Source organism: Cellulophaga sp. RHA19 (assembly GCF_002813425.1).
Lineage (GTDB): Bacteria > Bacteroidota > Bacteroidia > Flavobacteriales > Flavobacteriaceae > Cellulophaga.
Window position 1 is genome coordinate 1,258,488 of the sequence record NZ_PHUL01000001.1, and the last position, 16,513, is coordinate 1,275,000.

At 34.5% G+C, this 16,513-nt stretch carries 13 protein-coding genes and 1 rRNA gene; 8 read left to right on the top strand and 6 right to left on the bottom strand.

What is annotated here, in order from left to right:
• The first annotated feature begins 120 nt into the window (after window positions 1–120).
• The 4 genes from AX016_RS05460 (at window position 121) to AX016_RS05475 (ending at window position 3,791) form a co-directional block, all read left to right on the top strand.
• A complete protein-coding gene (locus AX016_RS05460; RefSeq protein ID WP_100894654.1) occupies window positions 121–1,095 on the top strand; it encodes an NAD(P)H-dependent flavin oxidoreductase in 975 nt (324 codons plus the stop codon).
• Window positions 1,096–1,099: 4 nt separating this feature from the next.
• Entirely contained in the window at window positions 1,100–2,062 is a 963-nt protein-coding gene (locus tag AX016_RS05465) for a YheT family hydrolase (RefSeq protein WP_100894655.1), read from the top strand.
• A 41-nt stretch (window positions 2,063–2,103) separates the two neighbouring features.
• Entirely contained in the window at window positions 2,104–2,586 is a 483-nt protein-coding gene (locus AX016_RS05470; protein ID WP_100894656.1) for a c-type cytochrome, read from the top strand.
• A gap of 164 nt (window positions 2,587–2,750) precedes the next feature.
• A complete protein-coding gene (locus tag AX016_RS05475; protein ID WP_100894657.1) occupies window positions 2,751–3,791 on the top strand; it encodes an aldo/keto reductase in 1,041 nt (346 codons plus the stop codon).
• Window positions 3,792–3,854: 63 nt separating this feature from the next.
• Here AX016_RS05475 and AX016_RS05480 read toward each other — a convergent pair whose 3' ends face one another.
• The 6 genes from AX016_RS05480 to panC all read right to left on the bottom strand — a co-directional run bounded on the left by AX016_RS05480 (window position 3,855) and on the right by panC (window position 9,394).
• Entirely contained in the window at window positions 3,855–4,508 is a 654-nt protein-coding gene (locus AX016_RS05480; protein ID WP_100894658.1) for an outer membrane beta-barrel protein, read from the bottom strand.
• A 94-nt stretch (window positions 4,509–4,602) separates the two neighbouring features.
• Window positions 4,603–5,964: a DNA repair protein RadA gene (gene radA / locus AX016_RS05485; protein WP_100894659.1), complete on the bottom strand. Its 1,362-nt coding sequence runs from the start codon at window positions 5,962–5,964 to the stop codon at window positions 4,603–4,605.
• Window positions 5,965–6,052: 88 nt separating this feature from the next.
• Window positions 6,053–7,186: an alpha/beta hydrolase gene (locus AX016_RS05490; protein WP_100894660.1), complete on the bottom strand. Its 1,134-nt coding sequence runs from the start codon at window positions 7,184–7,186 to the stop codon at window positions 6,053–6,055.
• Between the two features lie 28 nt (window positions 7,187–7,214).
• Window positions 7,215–8,180: a lysylphosphatidylglycerol synthase transmembrane domain-containing protein gene (locus tag AX016_RS05495; protein WP_100894661.1), complete on the bottom strand. Its 966-nt coding sequence runs from the start codon at window positions 8,178–8,180 to the stop codon at window positions 7,215–7,217.
• A gap of 4 nt (window positions 8,181–8,184) precedes the next feature.
• Window positions 8,185–8,535, bottom strand: coding sequence for an aspartate 1-decarboxylase (gene panD, locus AX016_RS05500; protein ID WP_013620629.1), 351 nt, complete (start codon window positions 8,533–8,535; stop codon window positions 8,185–8,187).
• 13 nt (window positions 8,536–8,548) lie between these two features.
• Window positions 8,549–9,394 (bottom strand): pantoate--beta-alanine ligase, encoded by an 846-nt coding sequence (panC, locus tag AX016_RS05505; protein WP_100894662.1) that lies wholly within the window; start codon window positions 9,392–9,394, stop codon window positions 8,549–8,551.
• Window positions 9,395–9,500: 106 nt separating this feature from the next.
• Here panC and AX016_RS05510 point away from each other — a divergent pair, with 106 nt between their 5' ends.
• The 4 genes from AX016_RS05510 (at window position 9,501) to AX016_RS05525 (ending at window position 16,454) form a co-directional block, all read left to right on the top strand.
• The gene (locus AX016_RS05510; protein ID WP_100894663.1) at window positions 9,501–10,310 is read left to right on the top strand and encodes a glycogen/starch synthase; all 810 of its coding nucleotides are present in this window, start codon (window positions 9,501–9,503) and stop codon (window positions 10,308–10,310) included.
• Between the two features lie 5 nt (window positions 10,311–10,315).
• Window positions 10,316–12,187: a DUF4270 domain-containing protein gene (locus AX016_RS05515; protein ID WP_100894664.1), complete on the top strand. Its 1,872-nt coding sequence runs from the start codon at window positions 10,316–10,318 to the stop codon at window positions 12,185–12,187.
• A 128-nt stretch (window positions 12,188–12,315) separates the two neighbouring features.
• Window positions 12,316–14,163, top strand: coding sequence for a glutamine--fructose-6-phosphate transaminase (isomerizing) (gene glmS, locus AX016_RS05520; protein ID WP_100894665.1), 1,848 nt, complete (start codon window positions 12,316–12,318; stop codon window positions 14,161–14,163).
• Window positions 14,164–14,934: 771 nt separating this feature from the next.
• A 16S ribosomal RNA gene (locus AX016_RS05525) occupies window positions 14,935–16,454 on the top strand.
• Window positions 16,455–16,513: the final 59 nt, after the last annotated feature.

Below are 16,513 nucleotides of genomic sequence, written 5' to 3' on the forward strand. Positions count from 1 at the left end.
TTGTTATGCGTGCATAATAAATGATAAAAATACTATAGTTTTGAGAAACTTAAACATATTACCCTATTAAAAGTAGTTAAATTTCTACTTTTTATTTTTTTAATTTAAAAAAACATATTCATGAGAACAATTGCCCCATTTGTAAAAGATCTTTCCCTGCCGGTAATAGCCGCACCAATGTTTTTAATTTCTGGACCAAAATTGGTTATAGAATGCTGTAAAAATGGAATAGTAGGTACTTTTCCTGCACTTAATCAAAGAACAAGTGAAGGTTTTGAAGAGTGGTTAATTCAGATTAAAGAAGAGCTAAAAGCTTTTGAGGAAGAAACAGGTAAAAAAGCTGCTCCGTTTGGTGTTAATTTAATTGTACACCAAACAAACCCTAGATTAGAGGCAGATCTTATGTTATGCATAAAACATAAGGTACCGCTAATAATAACATCTTTAGGTGCGGTGTCACAAGTAGTAGACGCGGTACATAGTTATGGAGGATTAGTTTTTCATGATGTTATAAAAAAACGTCATGCGGAAAAAGCTTCAGAAGCTGGTGTAGACGGTTTAATAGTTGTTGCTGCTGGTGCAGGTGGTCATGCAGGCACATTAAATCCTATGCCTTTGGTTGCAGAAATTAAAAAGTTCTTTACTAAAACAGTTATATTATCTGGTTGTATTAGTACAGGAAGAGATATTGCTTCTGCAAGACAGATGGGGGCAGATGTTGCTTATATGGGTACGCGTTTTATAAATACTGTAGAAAGTAAGGCAACAGAAGATTATAAAAAAATGATTATTGATGCAGGTGCTAGTGATGTTGTTTATACAGCATCTATATCTGGTGTGCATGCTAACTTTTTAGGAGCAAGTTTAAAAGCAGCTGGTATTACAGAAGAAGATTTAAAAAAGGATACTAAAATAGATTTTGGTAAAGAGATGGATACCGAGGCTAAAGCATGGAAAACAATTTGGTCTGCTGGGCAAGGTGTAACTAATATTAGTAACGCTGTCCCTGTAACTGAGTTAGTAGCCACCTTAAAAACTGAATTTGTAGAGGCTATTGAAGAGCAAAAGAAATTATTAGAAGTGTACCCTAAATAATATAATGCCAATATTACAACCATTTTACAATCCGCCTTTACTTTTTAAAAGTGGACATTTTTCTACACTCTACACGGGTTTATTTAGATCTGTAGAAGTGCCAACACAAAAAAGAGAGCGCATACAATTATCAGATGGTGATTTTTTAGATTTAGATTGGAGTTTTACATCTAACAAGACAGATAAAGTTGCTGTAGTTGTACATGGTTTAGAGGGTAATGCACAGCGTCCTTACATTTTAGGAGCAACAAGAGAGCTTTTGTTATGTAATTATAATGTGTGTGCAGTAAATTTAAGAGGTTGTAGCGGAGAAACAAATGTACTGTTTAGGTCTTACCACTCTGGTGCAACAGAAGATCTAGATGCTGTTGTGCAGCATATTTTGGGCTTAAAAATGTATTCTAAAATTGTATTGCAAGGTTTTAGTTTGGGAGGTAATTTAATTTTGAAGTATTTAGGAGAAAATAGGCAAAGGCCACCAGAAATTAAAGCGGGTGTAGGTGTTTCTGTTCCTTGTAGTTTGGCTAGTTCTTTAGAAGAATTGTTAAAGCCCAAAAATATACTGTATGCAACCAACTTTAAAAAACGTTTGCTTGAGAAGTTGCGAATAAAACAGGAGCAATTTCCAGATAAAATAGATGTATCAGAAATAAAAAAAATTAAAACTTTAAAAGATTTTGATGATGTGTACACCAGTAGGGCAAATGGATTTGTAGATGCTTTGGATTATTATACTAAGGCAAGTTGCTTACAGTTTTTATCAGAAATAAAAGTGCCTACTATAATTTTGAATGCAAAAAATGATTCTTTTTTAGGTGAAGCTTGTTATCCTGTTAATGAAGCAGAGAAAAATAGGAATTTGTTTTTAGAAATGCCGTTGTACGGAGGACACGTTGGGTTCTATGGCGACAATAACATTACGTATGCAGAAAAAAGGGCAGTTAAATTTTTAGAAGAGCAGGTTTAAATAAGAGTATTGCTTATATTAGTGCTTTAAAACTTAAACACATGAAAAAATTACTTTTAATCTTAGTTGCAGGCGTATTTATGGCGAGTTGTGGCGACAAAAAAGAGGATAAAAAATCCGATGGTTTTGAAATGAACAGAACCAAAAAAGAAGATAAAACAGCAGAAAAACAAGAAGGTGTTCCTGTAGATATGGACAACAAAGGTGTTGGTCCTATTAAATCTGTAGATTTAAGCGCAGAAGTAGATGCAGAAATGGCGGCAAATGGCGAGTCTATTTTTAACTCTAAATGTGTGGCTTGCCACGCAACAGATATGCGTTTAATTGGTCCTGCTGTAAAAGGTGTTTTAGATCGTAGAAGCCCAGAGTGGGTTATGAATATGATTTTAAACCCTGAGGGGATGTTAAAAGAAGATCCTATAGCAAAAGCATTATATAAGGAATACAATAATGCTTTAATGACTAATCAAGGTTTAACAGAAGAAGAAGCAAGAGCTATAACTGAGTATTTCAGGACGTTATAAAACTCACTTAGTAAAATATTAAAAACAGCGTTTGTCTTAGCTAAGGCAAACGCTGTTTTTTTATAGTAAAATCTGTAACAAATGCCTGTTTATATGTTTGATTAGACTATTTAATTTCCTAGATTTGGTTAAGAACATGAAGAATTTTTACCATATAAATGACTATGAAATACACTAAACTACCACATTCTAATTTAGAGGTGAGTGAAATCTGCTTAGGTACAATGACTTGGGGCAGACAAAATAATATTGAAGAAGCATTTGAACAAATGAATTATGCTTTAGAACAAGGAGTCAATTTTTTTGACACAGCAGAATTATACCCTGTACCGGCAAAGGCAGAGTTATATGCAGAGACTGAAAAAATTATAGGGAAGTGGTTTAAAGAAACAGGTAACAGAGATAAAGTTATAATAGCTTCTAAAATTGCAGGTAAAGCAGATTTTACTAAACACATTAGAACAACTGGCTTTCAAAAAGAAGGGTTAATTACTGCGGTAGAGAACAGTTTAAAACGCCTACAAACAGATGTTATTGATTTGTATCAATTACATTGGCCAGAGCGCCAGACAAACTATTTTGGACAAAGAGGGTATGAGCATAAAATAAATGACTTTTGGGAAGATAATATTCATCAAGTATTAGATACTTTAGGAGATTTAGTAAATGACGGAAAAATAAAGCACATTGGCTTGTCTAATGAAACGCCTTGGGGAACAATGCGCTTTTTAGAAGAAAGTAAAGTACACAGAAAATTACCGCGTATGTCTACCATACAAAACCCTTATAGTTTGCTTAATAGAACTTTTGAAGTTGGCTTAGCAGAAATATCTATGAGAGAGGATATTGCTTTAATACCATATTCTCCACTAGGTTTTGGAGTATTAAGTGGTAAATATCTTGGTGGTTTGCAACCGGCAAATGCAAGGGTAACTATGTTTCCTAATTACAATAGATATAGTGGAGAAAATGCGCAGAAAGCAACACAAATGTATTGTGATTTAGCCCGTGAGCACGGTTTGTCTTTACCGCAAATGGCATTGGCATATGTAAACTCTAGGCCGTTTGTAAAAAGTACAATTATAGGAGCTACCAATTTAAAGCAACTAGAAGAAAATATTGGAAGCGTAAATGTAAAGTTAACCGATGAGGTTTTGGAAAGTATAGAGGCTATACATAAGCAAATACCAAACCCAGCTCCTTAATAATATTCAAAAACAAGTAAAAATATAAAAGAGGCTGTACATATTGTGCAGCCTCTTTTTTGTTTAAAGAAGGATTAAAACCCCTAGATTAATATTACTTGTTGATAAATCAAAATTAAATGTGTTGCTTTCTCTTTTAGTGATAAATGAGTCAATACGATATTTATAAGAACTATAATTGTACCCAAGACTACCAATAGTAGCTTCTAATGCTATTTTATTACTTAAAAAATAGTTGAGTCCTGGTCTTAAGCCAATGAATATTTTTTTTTGGGGATCTTCATAACTATCAGAATTTGAATCTTTTCTCTCGTATAAAGAGTATCTACCTTCGGCCTGAAGAAATAAACTTAAGTTTTTGCCAGCTCCAAAGTTTTTTCTAATAAATGGGTTAATTATATATCCTAGACTTTTATTTGTGGACTCTTCATCGTTATAATTCTCTTCAGATTTAGCATAGTCCATTCCTATTCCTAATCCAACAGTTAAGTCATTAGCTATAGTGTATCCAATTTTTGGTGTAAAACCGAATGAAAAACCCTTACTGTACGTGTTGTCGTCTTGATTGACTTGAAAGTTTTCAGTTCTGCTTGAGCCAATATTTAGACCGCCACCAATACTCCAGGTGTCTTTAGGAATTACTCTTTTGATTTCATTTTCTTGAGCAACACTTGTTCCGTAGATTGCTAAAAAGGTAATAAGTAATAATTTTTTCATCTTATTTTTTTAAGGATTAAGACTACTTATTATCAAGATTTATACCGCAACATAGTGTAAGAATATTAATTAAAAGTTAAATAACTTGAATTTTTTAATTAAACAAAACTCTTACTACATCTTCAATTTTTGAGACCAAGTGTACTTTTATAACTGTATTTTTTAAGGTGATTTTATTGTTTTTAGACACAAATATGGCTGTAAATCCAAGTTTTTCTGCTTCGGATATACGTTGGTCCACGCGTTGTATAGGTCTAATTTCTCCTGCTAAACCAACTTCAGCGGCAAAACATACACCTTTAGGAATTGCAATGTCTGAGTTGCTAGACAATATAGCTGCAATTACAGCTAAGTCAATAGCAGGGTCATCTACAGAAATACCACCTGTTATATTTAAAAATACATCTTTAGCGCCTAACATAAAACCGGCACGTTTTTCTAAAACGGCTAATAACATATTAAGTCTTTTTGCATTAAAGCCTGTTGTAGATCTTTGTGGTGTTCCATACACAGCAGTGCTAACTAGGGCTTGTATTTCTATCATTAAGGGGCGCATACCTTCTATAGAGGCAGAAATGGCTGTTCCGCTTAGTCCTTCATCGTTTTTAGAAATTAAAATCTCTGATGGGTTATTTACTTCTCGTAAACCACTACCAAGCATCTCATAAATTCCTAATTCTGCAGTAGAGCCAAATCTATTTTTTAATGCACGTAAAATTCTGTATACATAATTTCGGTCGCCCTCAAATTGTAAAACAGTATCTACCATATGTTCTAAAATTTTTGGTCCGGCAATAGTGCCATCCTTTGTAATATGGCCAATTAAAATAACCGGAGTATTGGTTTCTTTTGCAAACTTTATGAGTTCTGCAGTACATTCTCTAATCTGTGATATGCTACCTGCGGCAGACTCTATGTAGTCTGAGTGTAGTGTTTGTATAGAATCTATAACCAAAATATCAGGCTGAATAGTTTCTACTTGCTTAAAAATATTTTGTGTTTTAGTTTCTGTAAGTATAAAACAAGTTTCACTATCCGTTGTTATACGGTCTGCTCTCATTTTTATTTGTTTCTGACTTTCTTCACCAGAGACATATAAAGTTTTATAAGGTAGTTTAAGCGAGACTTGTAGTAATAGTGTACTTTTTCCTATTCCTGGTTCGCCACCCAATAGTGTTAAGGAGCCAGGAACTAAGCCACCACCTAAAACCCTGTTAAACTCAAGATCATAGGTGTTAAGGCGTAATTCTTTTTCTGTGCTAATTTCTTTAACACGTAAAGGTTTAGTTGCAACTTTAGGTGTGTTGCTTGGAGGTTTCCAGCTATTTTTTTCTTCTTTTTGTATAACCTCTTCTACAATAGTATTCCATTCTTTACAAGCGCCACATTGTCCTGCCCATTTTGCGTATTGAGTACCGCAATTTTGACAAAAAAAAGCTGTTTTAGTCTTAGCCATAACCTACTTATTGGTTTTAGCCAAAGGTACTATAAAGTTTAGAATTTTATCTTTCTGCTATAGAGCTAGTCTATAGTATTTTATTAAATTAATATCCGAAGTCAGCTTTTAAAGCATCAATTTTTTCTAAGGCCATGTCTTTAGTTAAAAAGTCTATCTCGTTCATTCCAAAAGCTTTTTCAAACGTACGTAGTGCTTTTTTTGGTTCTCCTATTTCTTCAAAATATTCACCTTCAAAATAAAAGCCAAGCATTGTATCCGGAAATTCTTTTTTACAAAGGTCAGATAATTCTTTTAGAGATTCTGGTTCTTCTTTCTTTTTGCTAGCAGAATATATTGCCATAACATCATTAAGATCTACTCTTTTTGTAAAACCAAAAGTTTCCTTAATTGTAGCGTATTTTTTTTCTAGATATGCGTAAGCAGGCTCTTCAGAAGTAATAATTTTAGTTTTATACTCTTTTGGACTAATAGGTTTAAAAATTTCAAAAATATCATCAAAAGCTTTTCCTAGTCCAAAAGTAGCTATAGATGTATGGTTGGTGTCATAAGCATCAAAGTAGTACTTAAAAGTTTCTTTTTCTATTGCAGCTAATGAGGTATTAAACTCGGCAAGTTGTTTTGTGTTTTTATTTTCTTCAACAATTAAGTGGTAAAATATTTGTTTATCTATAGCTCCAATTCTATTAGCAACTCTAGATTCCATTTCTGGCGCTAAAGTTGGGGATATACTTATGTATGAGCTAAAAAGTGGGTTTTCTTTAAAAAGGTAAAAATTTTCAAAATTGGCAGTAATATCATAACCAACAATCATTTTAAAAGGAGATATATTGTAAGTGCTTTCTAAGTTGGGAACAACTTCCATACCCAGAAATTCAAAAAAAGCTTTGCCTTCTTCTGTTGGCAAACCATTTTCTTCATTAAAAGAACAGTCTTTTAACCTAGCTTGGTTGGCTTGTTGGTGAATGCCAACTACAATTGCTGGAGGCATTCCGTGAAATCTACTAAAAAATTTGGCTTTAGCTACAACATCGTCAAACATATACTCTGCATCTAAAACAACAATTAGCGTATGTTGGTCTTCTTCATTATATTCCTCAGGAATGTAATAACTAATATCTCTTTTTTGTTGAAGTTTAAAAGATTCAAAGACTTCGGTTTTAACTTGTGCAAATGCATTTAACCCTATAAATAGGGCAAAGGTTAAGATTGTTTTTTTCATTTTGGGTTTATTCTTTGTTCTAAAAAGACTATTTGGTTCTTTTTAATAACGGTAATAGTAGAAAAGATATTGCCCCAAAAACAACAACTAACAAAGTTTGTGATATCCACATAATCCAACCAAAAGCATCGCCAGAAACACTGCTTATGCCAAAAATAGCCAGAGCGCTGCTCACAACAATAGGGTAAAGTCCTATGCCGCCATTAGTTGCGGTCATTGCAAATGCTCCAAAAATAAAAGCAACTAAAAGCTGACTAATAGATAAATCTATAGTCTCTGGTACTGTAAATTTTATAACCCAGAACATTCCTACGTAAACACTCCATATAAATAGTGTATGAAAAATAAATGGCCATTTATTCTTCATTTTAAAAATACTAGTAACGCCTTGTAAAAGTCCGGTTACAAAGTCTTTAATTTTTACTAAAAAAGGGTGAGTAGATTTTTTAATAAAATAAAAGAAAGCTAAAGCGGCAACGCCTGCGCCGCCTAAGAGTATAAGTATTTTAGTAAGATTAAATCCTTTGTTTTTAAAGAATTCTATAATAATATCAGTCTGTAAAAAAAAGGTAACTACAATAATAAGTAATAGCATTATTAAATCTATTACTCTTTCTGTTACAATAGTCCCAAAACCTTTTTCAAAAGGAACATCTTCATAAGTTGTTAGTGCTGTGGCGCGCAAAATTTCGCCAGACCTAGGAATTCCCAAGTTGGCAAAGTATGAAGTTAATATAATAAGTATGTTATTAATTATTTTGGGTTTGTAGCCAAGTGGTTCTAAAAGGTAGTTCCATCTAATTGCTCTAGATACGTGACTTAAAACACCCATCATTAATGAGATTCCAACCCAAAATAAGTCAGCCTCTTTTATATAAAAGATAATCTGTTTTCTATCCTCGGCAGAAGTAGAATTGTAAGAGTACCAAACTAAAAACAGTCCAAACGCAATTGGAAGTACTGTTTTTAAGGTTTTTTTTAAAGAGGCGGTCAAAAAATTAGTTTAATAGATTATTTTCTTCATTAGGAAAAACCAGAGATGGATTAAATTTCTTAGCTTCCTCAATATCCATACGTGCATATGTAATTAAAATAAGAATGTCACCAGCAGCAACTTTACGGGCAGCAGCACCATTAAGGGTAATTTCTCCACTTTTTCTTGGTCCTGGTATTGCGTAAGTTTCTAGTCTTTCGCCATTGTTATTATTAACAATTTGTACTTTTTCTCCTCTAATAATGTTAGCGGCGTCCATTAAGTCTTCATCAATGGTAATACTGCCAATATAATTTAGGTCTGCACCTGTAACTTTTACACGGTGAATTTTAGATTTTACTACTTCTATCTGCATAATACAAAGGTAATTAATTTAAAGCTATATTGTCTATCAGTCTTATATCTTTAGCATAAACGGCAATAAAGGCTCTATATTTTTTAGTTTTAATTTTTCTTTTAATTGTTTGTAGGTTGTCTGCATTTGTAATAGTAAAATATTCTAGCTCCAATAATTTATTCTTAGCAAACTGTTCAGTAACCCATTTGGTTACTTCTAAAGCACTTTTTGTGCCAAATTTTTGTTTGGCATCATTTAATGTTTTGTATATGAAAGACGCTTCGGTTCGTAATTCTGGTGTTAAACGCTCATTTCTAGAGCTCATTGCTAGTCCGCTTTCTTCCCTAACTATAGGGCAACCAATAATATTTACGGGTATTTTTTTTAAAGAAACTAGTTTCTTTATAATTTGTAGTTGTTGATAATCTTTCTCTCCAAAATAAGCATTGTCAGGTTTTCCAATGTCAAATAGTTTTTCAACAATTGTTCCAACGCCGTCAAAATGACCGTCTCTAAACTCGCCTTCCATTACTTTTTCTAAACCTCCAAAATTGTATGTGTCAGATTTTATTCCGCTTTTGTAAATTTCTTGTGCAGACGGAGCAAAAACTATAATTTTTTTAGAAGCTTCTGTTAGCAGGGCAACATCTTCCTTTAAAGTTTGGGGGTATTTTTCTAAATCTTCGGCGTTATTAAACTGCGTTGGGTTTACAAAAATGCTCACAATTACGTGATTATTATCGTTTAAAGCCTTTTTAACTAAAGAAATATGACCTTTGTGTAAAGCTCCCATAGTTGGCACCATACCTACGGATTCTTCTTTAGATACGGTAGAAAAATGATTTCCTAACTCTTCAATTTTATGAAAAATATGCATAAATTTAATTTAAAACGAGAGCAAACTTACTATAATTACCGTTAATCTCTATAATTTTTGTAATTTTGCATCCTACGCTTTTTTGATAAATAAAAATCAGCTTCTTATGAATGGTAAAAAGATATTGTTTGTATCTTCAGAATTAATGCCCTATCTCCCAGAGAATCAAGTTTCCCAAATGTCTTATGAAACACCACGTATGGTGAATAGTAAAGGCGGGCAAATTAGAATATTTATGCCACGTTATGGTAATATAAATGAAAGAAGGCATCAGTTGCACGAAGTTATTCGTCTGTCTGGTATGAATTTAGTAATTAACGATATGGATATGCCGTTAATTATAAAAGTTGCTTCAATCCCTAAAGAACGTATTCAGGTTTATTTTATAGACAATGAAGAGTATTTTAAAAGAAAAGCAACCTTTACTGATGAAAACGGCACATTATTTCCTGATAATGATGAGCGTGCAATATTTTTTGCAAAAGGTGTTGTGGAGACAGTTAAAAAATTAAACTGGTCTCCAGACATTATTCACGTACATGGTTGGATGGCTTCTTTAGTGCCATTGTATTTAAAACAGTTTTATGCAGATGAGCCTTTATTTGCAGAAAGTAAAGTTGTTACATCTGTTTATAATCAAGGTTTTGAAGGTGAATTAGATAAAAATATTGTTAAAAAAATTGCTTTTGATGAGATAAGTGAGGGTAAAGTAGATTCTTTGTCTACTCCTAACTATAATAATTTGTTAAAAGTAGCTGTAGATTATTCAGATGCTGTTATTTTAGCCTCAGATGAAGTTCCAGAAGAACTTACAGAGTATGTTACTGGTCTTGAAAAACCTGTGTTGTCTTACGTTCCTCTTCAAGAATTTGAAGAAGCGTATACCAACTTTTATAACAATGAAGTTTTAAAATAAGTTACATGAATTTTTACAATAAGTTTGTTTTTTCTGCTTTAGCAGGGTTGTTTTTGGTGTCTACATTTGTTTCGTGTGAAGATGAGTTAGATACTATTGGTGGAGATGTTATCTCTGGCGAACCTTTTACAGCTAAAAAAGCTGTCTACGATGTTTTTGCTTACAATAAAAAGGTTAAAGCTGTTCAAACAAATGGTTTGCCAATTTATCAGTTAGGTACTTACGCAGATCCTTTGTATGGGAAAACTACGGCTTACGTAAATTCACAATTAAGACTTGCAGGGGGTGTTGCTAATCCAACTTTTGGATTGTATTCTCAGGCGATAGAAGATGAATCTACTACAGATGAGAGTATTACAACTATACCGGAAAATGAAACAGTAACCAAGGTTACATTGTATATTCCTTTTTTAACTAAGTCGGATGCTTTGCGAGATATAGATAGCGATGGTGTAGATGATAGTTTAGATGATGAGCCAGAAGATCCAAGTAATGACTCGGACGGAGACGGACTTACTAATGCGCAAGAAAAGACTTTGGGGACAAATCCCTTAAATGCGGATACTGATGGCGACGGAACTAATGACGCTGATGAAGAGGATATAATAGAAGGGGCTTATGCTAAACAGTATGAGGTAGATAGTATTTACGGTAATGTAAGTGTTCCTTTTAATTTTAAGGTAGAGCGCTCTACGTACTTTCTTAGAGATGTAGATCCGACACAAAATTTTGAGGAAAGACAAATATATTATTCAGATTTTGAGTTTTCACCTAGTTTTATTGGTGAAACACTTTTTGATGGAGTAGCTAATTTTACGGATACAGAAACTGTAACTTATTATGAAGTTGACGATCCCGATACGGATGATGATGATGAAAAGGGAACTGTAAAAAGAAGATTGAATCCTGGGATAATTGTAGATTTGGAAGAGGTTATTCCATTTTTTCAAGAAAATATATTAGATAACGAAGGTCAAACAGAGCTTTTAAGTCAAACTAACTTTCAGGAGTTTATTAGGGGGCTGTACTTTACTGCGTCTGGTGGTGATGGTCATCTTATGATGTTGTTGAATTTTGATACAGCTAAAATTTACGTAGATTATACTTTTGATAAAGTAGATACTAATGATACAGCAGATGATACTTCAGATGATTCTATTGTTGAAGAAGAATCTGTTTATATATTAGATATTAATGCCGCTTCAGGTAATACTGTTAACTCTTTTGTTAATGATGATTACCCTGTTGATATTGCTAATAAAATGGATACAGGAGAAAATGCAGATCGTATTTATTTGAAGGGTGGAGCTGGTTCTTTTGCTGAAATTAAATTGTTTGACGAGGTAAATGGTAGAGATGCTATTACTGAGATTAAAAATAACAATTGGATTATTAATGAGGCTAATCTAGTTTTTTATATAGATAGAGAAACGTTAGATGCTGCAGGTGCTTCAGGTGATGCTGTAGCTGAGCCGCCAAGGTTGTATTTGTATAATGCAGAAGATAATACATCAATATATAGTTTTCCATTAAGCGGTAATGATGTTCCTAATGGTCCGCTTAGTCTTGGTGCTCTTACGGGTTACGATGGTATTATAGAGACTTCAAGTGATGGTAAAGGTGTAAAATATACTATTAGAATTACCGAATACATTAACAACTTGGTTGTTCGTGATGCAGAAAATATTACATTAGGACTTTCTCTTACTTCAGATATAAGGTATAGCGTAAATGCTCAGGCAATGTTAGAAGACGGTGAAGGTGAAATTCCACTTTTGTCTGTTGTTAATCCTTTTGGAACTGTTCTTTATGGTAGCAATATTGCTGATGAGGATAAAAAACTTCAACTAGAGGTTTATTACACAGAGACAAATTAAAAAGATTTTACGACTTATACGTTTTGTAGTATTTTTAGGTTATTATAACAGTTAAGTGCTTTTTTATTTTGTATTTATATTTAGATTTGCATTAATCATTAACTATAATAATTAATAACGAATACATTATGTGTGGAATTGTAGGGTATATAGGTCATAGAGAGGCTTATCCCATTATTATAAAAGGACTAGAGCGTTTAGAGTACAGAGGTTATGATAGTGCAGGTGTTGCATTGTTTGATGGAGAGAAAATCAACCTTGCTAAAACTAAAGGCAAGGTATCAGAATTAAAAAAGAAATCAGAAGAAACTATATCAACTAAAGGGTCTATTGGTATTGGTCATACAAGATGGGCAACCCATGGTGTTCCTAATGATGTTAATTCTCATCCTCATTATTCAAATTCAGGTGAACTAGTAATTATTCACAATGGGATTATAGAAAACTACGAGTCTATAAAAACTGAATTAATAAAAAGAGGGTATACTTTTGAATCTGACACAGATACAGAAGTTCTAATCAATCTTATTGAAGAGGTTCAAAAAAAGGAAAAAGTAAAACTTGGTAAGGCGGTTCAGTTGGCCTTAAATGAGGTTGTGGGTGCTTACGCTATTGCTGTTTTTGATATTAAAAAACCAGATGAAATAGTAGTTGCTAAATTGGGTAGTCCATTAGCAATTGGTATGGGAGATAATGAGTTTTTTATAGCTTCAGACGCTTCTCCGTTTATAGAGTTTACTAATAATGCTATTTATTTAGAAGATGAAGAAATGGCTATTATTAGACTTGGTAAAGAAATCAAGCTTAGAAAAATAAAGAATGATGCAGTTGCTTATCCAAACATTTTGGAATTGCAAATGAATCTTGAGGAGATAGAGAAAGGTGGTTATGATCACTTTATGTTAAAAGAGATATACGAGCAGCCTAGAGCTATTTTAGATACTTATAGGGGGAGATTATTAGCGGATCAGAAGCTAATAAAAATGGCTGGTATAGATGAGCATCTAGATAAATTTGTAAATGCAAACCGTATAATCATTGTTGCTTGTGGTACGTCGTGGCATGCAGGTTTGGTAGCGGAGTATATTTTTGAAGATTTAGCGCGCATACCTGTAGAGGTAGAATACGCTTCTGAGTTTAGATATAGAAATCCAGTTATTACAGATAAAGACGTTCTAATAGCAATTTCTCAATCAGGTGAAACTGCAGATACTCTTGCGGCTATTAAATTAGCTAAAGATAATGGTGCGTTTGTATTTGGGGTTTGTAACGTTGTGGGTTCTTCTATTGCTAGAGAAACCAATGCTGGTGCTTACACGCATGCTGGTCCAGAAATCGGAGTGGCTTCAACAAAAGCATTTACAACTCAAATTACTGTTCTTAGTTTAATAGCATTAAAATTAGCTCAGGAAAAAGGTAGTTTGTCAGACGAACAGTTTACAAACTTTCTAACAGAGTTAGAGTATATTCCAACTAAAGTAGAGGTTGCGTTGCAGTCTAATGATGCTATAGAAAAAATAGCAGAAGTGTATAAAGATTCTCCTAATTGTTTGTATTTGGGTAGAGGTTATAACTTTCCTGTTGCTTTAGAAGGAGCATTAAAATTAAAGGAAATTAGTTACATACATGCAGAAGGTTATCCTGCTGCAGAAATGAAACACGGACCTATAGCTTTAATTGATGAATCAATGCCTGTAATCGTAATTGCAACCAATAAGGGGCATTATGAAAAAGTGGTAAGTAACATTCAGGAAATCAAATCTAGAAAAGGTAAAATTATAGCAGTAGTTACAGAGGGTGATGTTCAAGTAAAAGCCTTAGCGGATCATGTAATAGAGGTTCCAGAGACTTTAGAGGCTCTTACGCCGTTATTAACTACTATTCCTTTGCAGTTGTTGTCATATCATATTGCATTAATGAGAGGTTGTAACGTAGATCAGCCACGTAATTTAGCAAAGTCTGTTACTGTAGAGTAGTAGATATATACAGTATATAAGCCCAAGGAAAATTTTACTTTGGGCTTTTTTTATGCTTAAAATTTAAAGTTGTGTTTGTTTAATATTGGAATAACTCCCACTTATTACCTATTATTCAAATAATTCTATAGGTTGATAATCGCCATTCTATAGTTAAAGTAATAGGGATTAAGAGCGGTTAAAACTCGCGGACTGATATTTTTTTAAAAAGCATCAAAAAAGAATGGGTTTTAAACGTCTGAAAAATAGCGTAGTAAAGCTTGTTTTAAAAATACTTTTAAAAAAGATGTAAAAAAGACTTGTGGTGTTAGAAAAGCTGCCTATATTTGCACCCGCTAACGGAAAAACATACGTCATTAAAGTTAGCAAAGTTCATTGAGAAAAGCGTAAAATTAGTTTAAAAATAAGGTTAAGAAATAAGTTAAAAAAAGCTTGTTTGGTAACAATTAAAAGAACTACTTTTGCAGTCCGAATTTGACAAGGTTGTTAAGCGGAAATAAACAGTAAAATAATTTAATTTTTTATTTTGTCAGTTTAAAAAAACGTTTTACATTTGCAACCGCTTTCAGAGAGGGCAAAACGATAAGAAATTTTGGAATGATTTGTTTTGAGAATCAGCTAGTTCGAGTCTAGTATTTCTACAAGAATTAAAAGTTCATTTGACATATTGAAGAGACAGCAAAATAATACTACTTGTAGTGTTATTGAATTAAAAAAGAGAATGAGTTTGGTTGAAGACGATTTTAGGTTGTTAAGAATATTTACAAAACAACGATGAAGAGTTTGATCCTGGCTCAGGATGAACGCTAGCGGCAGGCTTAACACATGCAAGTCGAGGGGTAACAGGGGAGCTTGCTTCTGCTGACGACCGGCGCACGGGTGCGTAACGCGTATACAATCTGCCTTACACTAAGGGATAGCCCAGAGAAATTTGGATTAATACCTTATAGTTTATTAAGATGGCATCATTTTAATAATAAAGATTACGGTGTAAGATGAGTATGCGTACCATTAGTTTGTTGGTAAGGTAACGGCTTACCAAGACTACGATGGTTAGGGGCCCTGAGAGGGGGATCCCCCACACTGGTACTGAGACACGGACCAGACTCCTACGGGAGGCAGCAGTGAGGAATATTGGACAATGGAGGAGACTCTGATCCAGCCATGCCGCGTGCAGGAAGACGGTCCTATGGATTGTAAACTGCTTTTATACAGGAAGAATAAGGACTACGTGTAGTCTGGTGACGGTACTGTAAGAATAAGGACCGGCTAACTCCGTGCCAGCAGCCGCGGTAATACGGAGGGTCCGAGCGTTATCCGGAATTATTGGGTTTAAAGGGTCCGTAGGCGGGCCATTAAGTCAGGGGTGAAAGTTTGCAGCTCAACTGTAGAATTGCCTTTGATACTGATGGTCTTGAATTATTGTGAAGTGGTTAGAATATGTAGTGTAGCGGTGAAATGCATAGATATTACATAGAATACCGATTGCGAAGGCAGATCACTAACAATATATTGACGCTGATGGACGAAAGCGTGGGTAGCGAACAGGATTAGATACCCTGGTAGTCCACGCCGTAAACGATGGATACTAGCTGTGTGGTTTTCGGACTGCGCGGCCAAGCGAAAGTGATAAGTATCCCACCTGGGGAGTACGTTCGCAAGAATGAAACTCAAAGGAATTGACGGGGGCCCGCACAAGCGGTGGAGCATGTGGTTTAATTCGATGATACGCGAGGAACCTTACCAGGGCTTAAATGTAGATTGACAGGTTTAGAGATAGACTTTCCTTCGGGCAATTTACAAGGTGCTGCATGGTTGTCGTCAGCTCGTGCCGTGAGGTGTCAGGTTAAGTCCTATAACGAGCGCAACCCCTGTTGTTAGTTACCAGCACATTATGGTGGGGACTCTAGCAAGACTGCCGGTGCAAACCGTGAGGAAGGTGGGGATGACGTCAAATCATCACGGCCCTTACGTCCTGGGCCACACACGTGCTACAATGGTAGGTACAGAGAGCAGCCACTTAGCGATAAGGAGCGAATCTATAAAACCTATCACAGTTCGGATCGGAGTCTGCAACTCGACTCCGTGAAGCTGGAATCGCTAGTAATCGGATATCAGCCATGATCCGGTGAATACGTTCCCGGGCCTTGTACACACCGCCCGTCAAGCCATGGAAGCTGGGGGTACCTGAAGTTCGTCACCGCAAGGAGCGACCTAGGGTAAAACTGGTAACTAGGGCTAAGTCGTAACAAGGTAGCCGTACCGGAAGGTGCGGCTGGAACACCTCCTTTCTAGAGAAAGACGACCGTTACATATTAGATTATGTAGTAAAAATTTAGTTATAATTAGA